The organism is Microcystis sp. M20BS1 (assembly GCF_020245305.1).
In the GTDB taxonomy this organism is placed as follows: domain Bacteria; phylum Cyanobacteriota; class Cyanobacteriia; order Cyanobacteriales; family Microcystaceae; genus Microcystis; species Microcystis ichthyoblabe_A.
Window position 1 is genome coordinate 1 of record NZ_JADBUZ010000021.1, and the last position, 13,706, is coordinate 13,706.

Here is a 13,706-nt window from a genome sequence, read left to right on the forward strand (position 1 = left end):
TACTTATATGGCAAGCCTTTTCGGGAGTTCATAGATTTTCAACGGTTCTCTAAATTGTGTGATTGGAACCAGAATCGTTACTACAAAAGCCTTCTTACCCTTCTGAGCATTTATACTCATTACATAATTGGGATGCTCCCAGTTTAATCCCCCTAAATCCCCCTTAAAAAGGGGAACTTAAAGGGGGATTTAAATTCGATGTGTAGTTTTCATTTAGAGAAATGGTATTACCTTCCTCATCGATATCGACCATGGCCGTATCCCCATCAGAAACCCGTCCGGAGAGAATTTCCTCAGCCAGAACATCTTCCAACAGACGCATAATCGCACGACGTAAGGGACAAGCAAGGTATTAAGTTTCCATCACTACTACCCAATCACTAGGAAAAGTAGAGTGCTGATCAAGGTTGTGATCAAGAGGAGTCCCCAAATTTTCCAGAGCAATCCTTGCGCTTTGTTGGATTTAAGGGGCCAGAAATACACCCTACTGGCGAGAGCGGACTTACTGTACTTTTCCTGAGTTAAGCAACTTTGGGATCGAGAAAGACCAATGAAGCAACTAACACTGTCGATACGTTCAGCTAAACGAAACCTCAAAAAACTTTTTGGTTCTGCAAAGATGACCACACCACTATTTACACTAGGGTCAAAGACAAGAGAAGTAAATTGAACCAAAATGGAAAGAACAACCAAACCGCTAATTAACCATCGTTTGAGCCGATTAACTGATAACATCTCTAAGATTAGCAAAGCTATTAATGGGAGAAGCAGTAGTTGAACAGAGGTAACGTGATAACGAGCAGCCCAAGAACCATCTCCATGCCAGAAATCCATTGTACTGGTTAATATAATATGAAAGACAAGTGCGAAAATTGAGGAAATAAAATATATTCTTATATAAGGTGTTAATTTGTTAAATAAAATAATCCCCAATACTAAACATGGTAAAAGAAAGGGGTCGTAAATAAATATACTTTTAGCTGGTGAGAAGAGAACGCCGAGAATACCAACGTAGGGAGGGTGTATGAAAGGATAATTAGGGGGCAATTCTGGCAACCCTGAAAAGATTGCTCCATTGCGTATTTGCTCAATGCTCAAGGATGCTGCCGTTGTCCAAAAATCCCCAAAGCGTAAGTAATTAAATAATCTACTCACAAAAAAGAAGGGAAATAAGCCGACGTTCCAGAGTATGACTGTTTTAAAGATTTGATTCAGCTTGAAATTTTTATAAATTAGACAGCTAATTAGAAAACCAAAAACCGTGAGAGCATAAATGATAGTTGTCGAGCGAATTATAATAGCCGCTCCGATTGCCAATCCACTCAAAAAAACATAAGGTACTTTGTTAGTTTTAATATAAGCCAAAGCACAAGCATAACCTAAAATCACACAAAGTAGGACTGGATTATTTTGTTGAAAAGTTTGTGCATAGTGGAGAACGGTAGTACCTAGCAACCAAATCAAGCTGGCAGATGCCGCAATTTTCTCCTGAAAATCAAATAGTCTAAGTAACCAATAACAGGAGATAACAACTAATACATTTAGAGGGATAACTACAAGAAAACTAACCGCAAATTCTCTTAATAAATAAGGCTTAATACTAGGAAAAACTTTAGAAAGTTGGGTGCCAATCCAATCTGCGGGCAACATTAATAAGGATTGTCCTATATCATAAGCTTCATATCGTTTTCCATCTACTCCTAAAACACCAACATGGTCTAATCGAGAGGAAGGACGATAATTTGGGGGTAAAGAAACTTCTTCAGTTCCCGTCCACAGGGCATGGGCCATTCTTAGCCTAGCATCGGTATCTGGAGGTAAGTTGGCAGGATTGATTATTGTTATCCAGAGTAGGGCAATAAGAGCTAATTTTATGACTGTTTTCATGACCATCTATTTTTAGAAGCTGTTTGAAAAGTTATAGGGCGTTGCTGATTTTAAGTATCAATTTCCCTCTAGGCAATTTTTAAAACCTAGCACTAAGGTAACTTGTAGATAGGAGGAACAATTTAGTATTCATGTCTTGATTCAGCGATCCCGCTTTTTACTATCCTCTAATGCTGCCGCTTCTAGGCTGGTAATTGCGGTTTCTGCCGTCAAAATGTCAGGAATATCAGTTAAACTGGCAGTTTGATAAACCTGTTCATTTCTAGCAAATAAATTGCTCATATCTTGAGAATAATTAGAAGCGATCGATAATAAAGCTCCGGCAAAAATATAGAGAGGTAAAGGCAAAATAAACCCCTTGGCCCACTGATAAAATTCCACCAACAAAAATAACAAAACACAGCCCACAACCCAGACTTTCATCGCACTTTTTCCCCCTATCTTTACGAGAAAAGGTGAGCAAAAAGCCCACCCTTTATTTAACTAATTCCAGTGAGAAGTTATTCAATCACGGGAGCGATTAACTCACGTCTTTCACCGGAAATTACTTTCACCTTACCTTCCTCATCGATATCGACCATGGCCGTATCGCCATCGGAAACCCGTCCGGAGAGAATTTCCTCAGCCAGAACATCTTCCAACAGACGCATAATCGCACGACGTAAGGGACGAGCGCCGTAGGCCGGATTATAACCTTCCTCGATCAAGCGTTCTTTAAACTTATCAGTAACAGACAAAGTAATATTTTGTTCTGTCAGACGTTTAAACACATCCTTGAGCAGGATTTCGGCGATTTCCTTGACTTCTTCCTTATTGAGTTGACGGAAGACAATAATCTCATCGAGACGGTTGAGGAATTCTGGACGGAAATATTGTTTTAATTCCTCATTAACCAGCGATCGAATGCGATTATACTGGGCCTCGGCTTGATTATCGGCAAACTCGAAACCTAAACCACCGCCACCCTTCTCGATGACTTTAGAACCGATGTTCGAGGTCATAATCAACAGGGTATTTTTAAAGTCCACCGTGCGACCTTTGGCATCGGTCAAACGTCCATCTTCAAGGATTTGCAGAAGCATATTGAAGACATCGGGGTGAGCTTTTTCGATTTCGTCGAATAGCACCACCGTATAAGGACGACGACGCACCGCTTCCGTTAATTGTCCCCCTTCGTTGTAACCAACATAACCCGGAGGTGAACCGATTAACTTAGAAACCGTGTGCCGTTCCATGTATTCCGACATATCGAGACGGATCATCGCATCTTCGGAACCAAAGAAATAAGCGGCCAGAGCCTTAGTTAACTCGGTTTTACCTACCCCCGTCGGACCGGAGAAGATAAAGGAAGCAATGGGACGGTTGGGATTTTTTAGACCGACGCGAGCGCGACGAATGGCACGAGACACCGCTTTAACCGCGTCCTCTTGACCGATGAGACGCTGATGCAGGGTATCTTCCATGTGCAGCAGTTTCTCGGATTCGGTTTCGGTCAGTTTGTTGACGGGAACCCCAGTCCAAGAAGCGACGATGTGGGCGATTTCCTCGGCATCCACAAAGGGTTCATCGTTGCCATCTTCGCCTTTTTTGGTGGAAGCGAGATTCCGGATCTGGGTTTTGATTTCCATTTCCCGATCGCGCAATTCTCCCGCTTTCTCGAAGTCTTGACCGCGCACTGCGTCATCTTTTTGTTTGAGAATTTGCCGCAGTTCTTTATCTAATTCCTTGGCTGCCGGTGGCAATTGGGAATTAATCAAGCGCACTCTCGAACCAGCTTCATCGATTAAATCGATCGCCTTGTCCGGTAAAAAGCGATCGCTAATGTAGCGATCGGACAATTTCGCCGCCGCTTCTAGCGCTTCGTCTAAGATTTTTAGTTTATGGTGCTGTTCGTAGCGTTCCCGGAGACCGTAGAGAATTTCGATCGTTTCTTCTACGGAGGGTTCACCGACCATAACCGGTTGAAAACGTCTTTCTAGAGCCGCATCCCGTTCGATATGTTTGCGGTACTCATCCAAGGTCGTCGCCCCGATACATTGCAGTTCTCCCCGGGCCAAAGCTGGTTTGAGAATATTGGCCGCATCGATCGCCCCTTCGGCTGCCCCGGCACCGATGAGAGTATGAACTTCATCGATAACAAGGACGACGTTACCCGCTTGGCGAATTTCGTCCATGATTTTTTTGAGGCGTTCCTCAAATTCGCCGCGATACTTGGTTCCCGCCACTAACAAGCCGATATCGAGGGTGACAACCCGTTTTTCTTCGAGAATGTCGGGAATATCCTTGTTAGCAATGCGTTGGGCCAATCCTTCTGCGATCGCTGTTTTACCTACCCCCGGTTCCCCGATTAGGACTGGGTTATTTTTGGTACGACGACCGAGAATTTGGATGACGCGCTCGATTTCCTTTTGCCGGCCGACCACGGGATCGAGTTTACCCTCGCTGGCCATTTGGGTGAGATTGGAACCGAATTCGTCAAGAGTGGGGGTTTTAGTGCGACCTTGGGAAGATGAACCAGCGGCCACTTCGGCGGTTTCCCCTAACATTCTGATCACCTGGGTGCGAACTTTCGAGAGATCCACGCCGAGATTTTCCAGAACCCTAGCGGCCACACCTTCCCCTTCGCGAATTAGTCCTAAAAGGAGGTGTTCTGTGCCAATATAGTTATGGCCCAGTTGACGGGCTTCTTCGAGGGAGAGTTCTAAAACTCGTTTGGCTCTGGGGGTGAAGGGAATTTCCACGGCTACGAATCCGGAACCGCGACCGATGATTTTCTCCACCTCCACGCGCGCATCTTTGAGATTGACACCCATGGACTTGAGGACTTTGGCGGCAACTCCCGTTCCCTCTCCAATTAGTCCTAGTAAAATCTGCTCTGTTCCCACGAAGTTATGGCCGAGGCGGCGGGCTTCTTCTTGGGCGAGCATGATTACTTTAATGGCTTTTTCCGTAAATCTTTCAAACATAGCCTATCCATCACCTACACAAGCGACCCTAGATATGCTGATTTTAGCACGGCTTTTTAGTTTAGCTGTCTCTCAGTGATCAGTTATTGGGGAACGGCTATTAGTTATAGTGGTTATGGGGCTGAAGATTTTTTCTGGGGTCAATGGCTCTTAGCTGACTTGCGGAGATGCCCGGAATCTCCCGGATTATGGTTTTGGCCCACCGGAAACCTGCGGATAAGTTGTTCCCCGTTGCATAATCCCCTAGGTTCGTGGTCATCCCCATCTCTCGATCGCTTGACTATCGATCGCCCATTTTCAGGTCAAAACTCGAAGTATAAGCAGATTAAATATTACTACCTATTGACAAATGAGTATATATGTTGTATGTCGGGGTGATATACAGAAAGTTGACCCATATCTTTGCTCTGGACAGTGTTGTGCAGAAAGTTTTCGTATAATGTGTAGTTAGGGCACGCAAGGAGGCAATCGTTCAATGCAATTCGCTCTCGTCAACAATGACCGCGTCGAGGCTTTCCCCGGTGGCCGCGGGTCATGTCCAATCTGCGGTTCCGAAATGGTCGCCAAGTGCGGGCCGAGAGTCATGCACCATTGGGCGCACCATCGTCCGAAGGATTGCGACCCTTGGTGGGAGAATGAAACGCCATGGCACCGCGAATGGAAGAACCTATTTCCTATTGAATGTCGCGAAGTATCGCATACCGCCGATGACGGGGAGATCCACAGGGCGGACATAAAAACCGTTACTGGAATCGTCATCGAGGTACAGCATTCGTCCATGACCGATGCCGAACGCCAATCTCGCGAAGAATTCTACGAAAACCTCGTCTGGGTGATTGACGGTTCGGGCTTCCGCAAGAACTTCGACATATATCATGGCCTTCCCGATCCGAAATCGGAACTAGCCCGCGACTTAGTGTGGGGCAAAGTACAGCGGCACATGATCGGGGCTAACGCGGGTGCGGGTTTGTTCTTTCGCCTATCAGAAGCCCGTGAAGAAAACCCTAATATTACTAAGGCAGAAGTTTGCTCCGGTAGGATACATAGCATCTATGAGATCCAAGACGAGGTTGACAAATCGTATAATGGATACCATCAGTACTATTGGGTGCGACCTCGGACGACTTGGTTGGATGCAAAGTGTCCGGTGTACATTGACTTTGGTGACGATCGCCTTGTGAAGCTTGAGATATACGACGACTCCGAATTGGAGTGCATCCGCTATGTGTCAAAACGCAAATTCGTGCATGACGCGATGGTCGAAACTCAAGCTCATGACATCGCAACTCGCTTCTACCCGCTTCCAGAGAACGTGCCCTAACAAAACGTTGCACGCGAGCGGGCAGCAACGTCAGTGATCGCAATCTTGTAGGGTGCGTTCCCTAATGCAACTTCTACCGCTCCACTGATCGATTTTGGGGAACGCACCATGCACATTGATTGAAGCTGTGAGTCTAAGTGCGATGCAGCCTTTGTGGTCCCAGTTGAGAAATGTTAGCGAAGATTGCCAATGTTTAGGTTAAAATAGAAGGGCAAAAGTTGCAACGGGGTCAGGACAATGACAGTTAATCAACTCCGCTACAGCAAAGAAGAATTCGCCCGACGTGGTAATGAGATTTATCAATCTCAGGTGCGCCCCCAAGTCGAGGAAGGCAATCATGGGAAGATTGTAGCCATAGATATTGAAACAGGGGCTTTTGAAGTAGCAAAAGACAACCTCACAGCTTCCGATCAACTTTTAGCCCGATTGACCTATGCTCAAATGTGGTTCGTAAGAATCGGACATCGAGCAGTTCATCGAGTCGGTTTGATTGGGGCAAATTTATTTCAATGATTAATCAACTCTACGCTTGTTTTTGCACAATCTTCTCACTCAATTCTAGGAAGGTGGGACAATATTAGATTAATTACTAATAACTTAATATCTTATAGAGTTTTTCAAAAAGCGTGAGTTGGGTCAATGATCAGGAAACCTAACTATTTTCTAACCAAACGATTAGGAAACAGTTATGTTATGATTTTCAGAGTAAGCCGGAGATGATAAGACACCATGAAAAATCGCATCTTTACTGTTATTTTGTACAAAGAAGATAATATGTACATTGCTGAATGTCCAGAAGTTGGTACAGTAGATCAAGGAGAAACAATTGAGCAGGCGATTGCTGGATTGAAAGAAGCCACACGGCTTTACCTAGAGGAATTTACCTTACCAGAAACATCCCCTAGATTTGTGACCAGTATTGAAGTTAGTTATGCCTAAGCTGCCACGAATCTCTAGTGGGGAGGCAATTAGATGTCTTGAACGCTTAGGCTTCGAGCAAGTTCGTCAAACAGGTAGCCATGTTGTGATGAAGAAAGAAACCGAAGAGGGCAAAATTGGTTGTGTTGTCCCTGTACATCAGGAATTGAAGGTTGGTACATTAAGTGGAATTCTGAAACAAGCCCAAGTCACAGTTGAAGAGTTCATTGAAAATCTGTAGAGTCTGACAAATCACTGCACTCGACGTGATACCAAATACCAAAAGTATTTAGTCCCCCCAGAGAACCCCCTTAGTCCACATAGCACACTTTTCTTTTTTTGTCAAATTTTATGTTAAGAAATATGTAACTAATGGATAGGGGGACTGTCAAAGATTAACCGTCTTCGTATTCGGGGATTCTCTCTTTTTTCTTCTCGGTGATATTGATGCGGGGGGGATTGTAATCTGGTTCCACGTCATCATCCCACATATCATCCTCGGCCTTATCTTCGTAATCGTCGTACTGAGGACGAGAAAAGCTTTCTGCGCGTTCTGAGCGAGCTTCTCCCCAGTTATCTTCCTCTTCCTCGTATTCTTCCTCATAATAACGAGCTTCGGCCCGTTTTTGCGGTGGGGGAGTGGCACGCAGGGGTTCTTTTTCCCATTCATCCTCACTCCAGCGTTCCTCAACGGGTTTAGCGGCCTCCACGGGGGTGCGGAGGGGAATACCCGTACCTAACTGATTTTCTGGACGAGCAGCGGGGGTATAATAAGCTTCTTCCTCTTCTCTTTCCCAGGGGGGACGACCAATACCCAAACGTTCCAAAACCCCCACACTAACTTGGGTAAGACGTTCCTCGGCCCCTTCAAAGACGATTAAGCGATTCGGACCGCTGCTAACCACTTCTTCGATAGAAATTTCGTAGGTACTGATCAATTGTTCGGGGATCAGAGGCAATCCCAGGGAAGCAATGATAATGGAATGTAATTGACCACTGAGGGGATCAAATTGATAATCGCGGACTTTGCCTAAAGGTTCGCCGGTTTCCGTGATCACTTCACTACCGATTAAGGGAGTATAAGCATCGATATCGACGGATTCCAAGACGTTATCATCTTCCACGAGAACCACGTCTCCTGTCTGACTGATGCTCGATAAATACATATATTGAGGCATTCCCGACAAGGAGAGGATATTGTCGCGGAGTCCCAGGGCAAATACTTCTCGTTGATCGATATCTACAAGGATATCTTTAACAACGCCGAGTTTTTTGCCTGTATTGCGAGTGATAACCTGTGTATTTAAAAATTCTGAACGTAAGCGACTATTCTCTGTGATCATTTTTTCCTATGGGTAGGCGTTAGGTCGTGGGAATACGAATTAGTGTAGGCTTAATATATAGGGCGAGATCGAGGGTTAATTTACCGATATTAGCTTAGATCTTAAAGTTCCCTGAGATTAACACTTTTTTTGGCCTTGTTTGGGCGATAGTTTCGGGTGATAGATAGGGTTAAACCCATTTTAGCTAATTCTTTACATTTTTTTAGTAACAACAAAACAGGAGCTAGAGAGAAACTCCCTTGGCTCCTGCTGTCTAGATTTTGATTACATAGTTAAGGACTGCACCTCAGTTTCGATCAGTTTAGCCAAGTCTTGCAGGAAGGAGGCCGCATCGGCCCCGTAGATGACTCGGTGGTCACTGGTGAGATTAACCGTCATCTGTTTTTGCACTCCGAATAAACCATCTTTATTGACGACGATTTGGGGATGGGAAGCACCCACGGCCAGGATTGCGCCTTGGTTGGGGGGTAAGATAGCGGTAAAGCGATCGACTCCGAACATTCCCAGATTAGAAATGGTAAAAGTACCACTATTATATTCTTCTGGTTGCAGTTGTTTACTGCGGGCGCGTTCGACTAAATCTTTCCAACTGCGGGAGAGGGAATAGATATCCATCTGGTTAGCAGAGCGCAAAACCGGCGTAATTAAGCCCCCATCGGGCATAGCTACGGCTACAGCCACGTTAATCGCCCCGTGGTATTGAATTCCTGCGTCGCTATAGCTGGCATTAACGATCGGATGTTTAGCGAGGGTATTAGCTACCGCTTTTGCTAACAGGGCCGTCATGGTGACACCCTTGGATTTTAGCTGTTGATAGAGTTGATCCAGTGGGTCGGTGGTGATAGTGTAGCCCACTTGGAAGGTGGGAACCTGTAGGCTAACCGACATATTCTGAGCGACAGCTTTTTGCAGAGTGGTGAGGGGAACAGTCCGACCGACTGGGGCGCTGGTTGGAATCGGGGCTTTAGGAGCCGCTACAGGGACGCTGACGGGTTGCGGGGGAGTAATGACGGGAGCGGGGGCGGTGCTGACTTTTCCTGTCGCTTTTTCTACGTCTTCGGCGGTAATTCGTCCGTGGGGGCCGCTACCCACTAGGGTTTTCAGATCTACCTTTAATTCTTTAGCCAGTTTTTTGGCTCTGGGAGAGGCGACTAAACGGCCATTATCTTTAACGGCGGCGACGGGGATCGAAACGGGAGGCGGAGCGATTTCTGGGGTCTCTACGGGCTTGCTAGGGGCGACTGCGGCGGTTTTTCCCTGAGCTTTGGCCAGTTCAATTTCCGCTTCAGTTTCGGCGATATAGGCGATCGCTTCTCCTACGGGTGCTTCCTGGCCAGCTTCGACTAAAATTACAGCGAGATAGCCATCATAAAACGATTCCACGTCCATGTCGGCTTTGTCGGATTCGACCACTAACACCGTTTCCCCTTTGCTGACTTTTTCCCCGGGGGACTTCACCCAAGAAACTATTTTTCCTTCGGTCATGGTGGAACTGAGCGCGGGCATGAAGATATCTCGAATCATGGTGGAGTGCTTCTATCTCTAATGTTTTGAGCCATAGCGCATTTTACCACAGTTGATGGGGTTGGGGGTGTGGGGAAGTGGGGAAGTGGGGAGTGGGAAGTGGGGAGTGGGGAGTGGGGAGTGGGGTGTGGGGAGAATAAATAAAATAATCTACTGAATCCTGACTCCTGACTTCTAACTTCTGACTTCTAACTTCTGACTCCTGCCTCCTGACTCCTGACTCCTGAATCCCGAATACTGATAACTGGTGACAGAGGGAAAAAGAGAAGGGAAAACAGCCCCTTCTCCGTCGTATCTAGACAAAAATTGTTCTAGTTGCCAATATGGACCGGTTGTGCTTGCAGAGATTCAACTAAACCGCGCACGGCTGCCACCATGGCCACTTCATTATCCAATTGATTGATCGCCGAACCAACACCGATACCGGCCGCTCCAGCAGCGATCGCCATGGGCGCAGTAACAATGGATAAACCGGAAGCGCAGAGGACGGGAACCTTAACCGCATGGGAAATAGCGTGGGCTGCCGCTAAAGTCGGGGCAGCTTTTTCAATCAGTCCCAAAATACCGGCGTGACGGGGTTGACTGCTAGTGCCGCCTTCGGTTTGAATGATATCGGCACCCTGACTAACTAGAGCTTCTGCTAGTCTCACCTGTTCATCGAGGGGTAGGAGATGGGGAACTGTCACAGACAGGGTAATTTCGGGCAGTAAGTCGCGAGTTTGACGGGTTAGGGCTAAAACTTCCGCCGCCTCAAAAATGCGTCCTTGGGCATAAAAACTATCGAAATTACCGATCTCAATTAAATCAGCCCCGGCCGCCACTGCCATCACCAACAATTCTGGCTCGACGGCCGATACACACACGGGTAAATTTGTCAAGGCTTTTACGGACCCAATTAGGTCAGCATTAGCGGCAATATCGACAAAAGTTGCTCCTCCGGCTGTAGCGGCTTTAACTACTGAGAGAACCTGCGAGCGATCGAAATTATTTAACCCACTAATCACTTTCAGGGCATGACGACGGGCGAAGGCTTGCTGTAAGGCAAAATTGATCATTAATCTACACCTATCTGGAATTCTCAAACAACATTTTCCCACCTTCTCGCCGATCAGAGGGTGGGATTTGAGAATTCTTAGGGAAATTTTCTTTAATTTAGGTGTTGATTCTCTTGGTTTTTGCGCTTGAGGTTTTGCAGTTGTTGCAGCAGTACCTCGATTTCCGCTTCCAGATGCAGGTATTTTACCTGTTGGTCAGCTTGGTAGGTGGTGCGAATCTGTTTCATGGCGGAGGATTCCTTAGTTAGTACAGTTGTCATAGCGGTATCTATAGAGTGCTGATTATGTTCAATTGTTTCAATTTGTGTATAGTACCTTGACAATGTCTTAAAGAAAACCTTTTTATGGTAGTTTCTCAACTGGCACAGGATGAAAGAGGGGAAAAATTCTTGCAACCAAGGGGATCGGAGTGCGATATACTCAGTCGCGAACGATATTGGCAAGCATGACCATGGTAGCGGTAGCAATTTTAGCAGCGGGCAAGGGAACCCGAATGAAGTCCAGCCTTCCGAAAGTTTTACATCCCCTCGGCAGTCGATCGCTAGTGGAACGGGTACTTAATGTCAGCGAATCCTTACATCCCCGGCGAAAACTGGTAATTATCGGTTATGAAGGGGAACAGGTGCGAAATACTCTACAGCATCTTGCGGATATCGAATTTGTTGAACAAAAGGAACAGTTAGGCACTGGCCATGCTATTCAGCAGTTAATCCCCCATTTAGAGGACTTTCAGGGGGATTTGTTGGTCTTAAATGGCGATGTTCCCCTGTTGCGTCCCGAAACCTTGCAAAATCTTCTCCAGATTCATAAAAACCATGGTAACGCTGCCACCCTCTTAACTGCTAACCTTCCTAACCCGAAAGGTTACGGTCGAGTTTTTTGTGATGGCAATAATCTCGTTAAGCAGATTGTCGAAGAAAGAGACTGTACCGATGCCCAACGACAAAACCACCGGGTTAATGGAGGTATATACTGCTTTAATTGGTCAAAATTAGCTGCTATACTCCCTAATTTAACGCCCAATAACGATCAAGGTGAGTATTATCTCACGGATGTGGTCAATTTTCTCGATCCCGTCATGGCTGTGGATGTGGAGGACTGTTTAGAAATTAGCGGCATTAACGATCGCAAACAATTGGCCGCCGCCTATGATATCCTGCAAACTAGAGTCAAAGATGATTGGATGGCCGCTGGAGTCACCATTATTGACCCCGATAGTGTCACCATTGAGGATACTGTCACCCTCAGTCCCGATGTGATTATCGAACCCCAAACCCATCTGCGCGGTGAGACGATAATCGCTTCCGGTTGTCGTATAGGTCCGGGGAGTTTAATCGAAAATAGTCGGATAGGCAGCGATGTAACGGTCTTATTTTCGGTTATTTCTGATAGTCAGGTGGATTCTGGTTGTCGCATCGGTCCCTATGCTCATTTGCGCGGAGAAGCGAAAATTGGGGCTAATTGTCGAGTCGGTAATTTTGTTGAAATTAAAAAAAGTGACATCGGCAATAAAACCAATATTGCCCATTTATCCTATCTGGGAGATGCCACTTTAGGGGAAAAAGTGAACGTTGGTGCGGGAACAATTACTGCTAATTACGATGGGGTGAAAAAACACCAAACTCTGATCGGCAGTGGCACAAAAACTGGAGCAAATAGTGTTTTAGTGGCTCCTTTAAAATTAGGAAAAAATGTCACCGTGGCTGCCGGTTCAACTATCACTAAAAATGTTCCCGATAATGCTTTAGTTATTGCTCGCGAAAGTCAGCGTGTGATCGAAAATTGGTCAGATCAGTTTCAGTAGGTTATGGCAGTTATCAGTTATCAGTTATCAGTTATCAGTTATCAGTTCACTGTTTACTGTTTACTGTTCACTGATGGTGTCTAAGGCGTTAAATTTGCGTGATGAAGCATGAAATGTTATAAAAATCTCAGTTCTCCCTATAGAAAAGAGTAAAAACTTTATGGCACGCACCGAGTCCACAATGTTAGATTTGGGGACAAAAGCTCCCAGTTTTGCCTTACCCGATGTGGTTTCGGGTGAAACTATTTCTCTGGACAGCTTTGCGGCTAAAACCGCTCTGTTAGTCATCTTCCTCTGTGAACATTGTCCCTTTGTTAAACACATTCAAGAAGAACTTACCCGTCTAGGTTGCGATTATGCTAACACCAATCTGGGCATCCTCGCCATTAGTTCTAATGACGTGGAGAAATATCCCGATGATTCGCCAGAAAATTTGAAAAAAATGGCGATAACCCTTGACTTTAAATTCAATTTATGCTATGACGAAAGCCAAGAAGTGGCGAAAGCTTACACGGCAGCCTGTACTCCCGATTTTTTCCTCTTTGATAGTCAGCGCATTCTAGTGTATCGCGGTCAATTGGATGATAGTCGTCCTAGTAATGGCGTACCGGTGACAGGCAAAGATCTCCGGGCCGCTATTGACAAGGTTTTAACCGGTCAACCGGTGCCGACGGACCAAAAACCGAGTTTAGGCTGTAATATCAAATGGAAACCGGGTAATGAGCCACCCTATTATGGTTAATTAACGAAGGGTGTAGGGTGTAGGGTGTGGGGTGTGGGGTGTGGGGTGTGGGGTGTGGGGAGAATAAATAAAATAATCTCCTGACTCCTATCTCCTGACTCCTGACGACCGACTCCTAACTCCTAACCCCACCAACAAGCTTTTTG

The 13,706-nt window shown here is 45.8% G+C and carries 13 protein-coding genes and 1 pseudogene; 6 read left to right on the forward strand and 8 right to left on the reverse strand.

Features of this window, described 5'->3' with window-relative positions; genetic code table 11:
- Nucleotides 1-163: 163 nt before the first annotated feature.
- The 4 genes and pseudogenes from IM507_RS02310 to IM507_RS02325 form a co-directional block, all read right to left on the reverse strand.
- Nucleotides 164-352, reverse strand: a pseudogene (locus IM507_RS02310) (hypothetical protein); the annotation flags it as partial.
- Nucleotides 353-369: 17 nt separating this feature from the next.
- Entirely contained in the window at nucleotides 370-1,887 is a 1,518-nt protein-coding gene (locus IM507_RS02315) for a glycosyltransferase family 39 protein (RefSeq protein ID WP_287636486.1), read from the reverse strand.
- Nucleotides 1,888-2,028: 141 nt separating this feature from the next.
- A complete protein-coding gene (locus tag IM507_RS02320; RefSeq protein ID WP_002734263.1) occupies nucleotides 2,029-2,310 on the reverse strand; it encodes a hypothetical protein in 282 nt (93 codons plus the stop codon).
- 77 nt (nucleotides 2,311-2,387) lie between these two features.
- Entirely contained in the window at nucleotides 2,388-4,853 is a 2,466-nt protein-coding gene (locus IM507_RS02325; RefSeq protein WP_002732350.1) for an ATP-dependent Clp protease ATP-binding subunit, read from the reverse strand.
- A 475-nt stretch (nucleotides 4,854-5,328) separates the two neighbouring features.
- Here IM507_RS02325 and IM507_RS02330 point away from each other — a divergent pair, with 475 nt between their 5' ends.
- The 4 genes from IM507_RS02330 (at nucleotide 5,329) to IM507_RS02345 (ending at nucleotide 7,333) form a co-directional block, all read left to right on the forward strand.
- Nucleotides 5,329-6,174: a competence protein CoiA gene (locus IM507_RS02330; protein ID WP_123231138.1), complete on the forward strand. Its 846-nt coding sequence runs from the start codon at nucleotides 5,329-5,331 to the stop codon at nucleotides 6,172-6,174.
- Between the two features lie 237 nt (nucleotides 6,175-6,411).
- Nucleotides 6,412-6,687, forward strand: coding sequence for a hypothetical protein (locus tag IM507_RS02335; protein WP_123231137.1), 276 nt, complete (start codon nucleotides 6,412-6,414; stop codon nucleotides 6,685-6,687).
- A 216-nt stretch (nucleotides 6,688-6,903) separates the two neighbouring features.
- Nucleotides 6,904-7,113, forward strand: a complete 210-nt coding sequence (locus IM507_RS02340; RefSeq protein ID WP_002734849.1) for a type II toxin-antitoxin system HicB family antitoxin — start codon at nucleotides 6,904-6,906, stop codon at nucleotides 7,111-7,113.
- Nucleotides 7,106-7,333: a type II toxin-antitoxin system HicA family toxin gene (locus IM507_RS02345; RefSeq protein WP_287636487.1), complete on the forward strand. Its 228-nt coding sequence runs from the start codon at nucleotides 7,106-7,108 to the stop codon at nucleotides 7,331-7,333. Before IM507_RS02340 ends, IM507_RS02345 begins: the two co-directional genes overlap by 8 nt.
- 154 nt (nucleotides 7,334-7,487) lie before the next feature.
- On the opposite strand, the gene IM507_RS02350 is transcribed toward IM507_RS02345, so the two are convergent.
- From IM507_RS02350 to IM507_RS02365, 4 genes are all read right to left on the reverse strand, one after another.
- On the reverse strand, nucleotides 7,488-8,435 hold the full coding sequence (locus IM507_RS02350; protein ID WP_002777510.1) for a PRC-barrel domain-containing protein: 948 nt from the start codon (nucleotides 8,433-8,435) through the stop codon (nucleotides 7,488-7,490).
- A gap of 264 nt (nucleotides 8,436-8,699) precedes the next feature.
- Nucleotides 8,700-9,959 carry a dihydrolipoamide acetyltransferase family protein gene (locus tag IM507_RS02355; RefSeq protein ID WP_287636488.1) on the reverse strand — a complete coding sequence of 420 codons (1,260 nt, stop codon included), beginning with the start codon at nucleotides 9,957-9,959 and terminating at the stop codon, nucleotides 8,700-8,702.
- Between the two features lie 311 nt (nucleotides 9,960-10,270).
- Complete coding sequence (locus IM507_RS02360) at nucleotides 10,271-11,014, reverse strand: DUF561 domain-containing protein (RefSeq protein ID WP_016514650.1); 744 nt, start codon at nucleotides 11,012-11,014, stop codon at nucleotides 10,271-10,273.
- 92 nt (nucleotides 11,015-11,106) lie between these two features.
- The gene (locus IM507_RS02365) at nucleotides 11,107-11,274 is read right to left on the reverse strand and encodes a hypothetical protein (RefSeq protein WP_002756735.1); all 168 of its coding nucleotides are present in this window, start codon (nucleotides 11,272-11,274) and stop codon (nucleotides 11,107-11,109) included.
- Between the two features lie 191 nt (nucleotides 11,275-11,465).
- Between IM507_RS02365 and glmU the strand changes: the two genes are divergently transcribed.
- Complete coding sequence (gene glmU, locus IM507_RS02370) at nucleotides 11,466-12,818, forward strand: bifunctional UDP-N-acetylglucosamine diphosphorylase/glucosamine-1-phosphate N-acetyltransferase GlmU (protein WP_287636490.1); 1,353 nt, start codon at nucleotides 11,466-11,468, stop codon at nucleotides 12,816-12,818.
- Nucleotides 12,819-12,978: 160 nt separating this feature from the next.
- Nucleotides 12,979-13,560, forward strand: coding sequence for a thioredoxin family protein (locus IM507_RS02375; RefSeq protein WP_123231133.1), 582 nt, complete (start codon nucleotides 12,979-12,981; stop codon nucleotides 13,558-13,560).
- The last annotated feature ends 146 nt before the right edge of the window (nucleotides 13,561-13,706 follow it).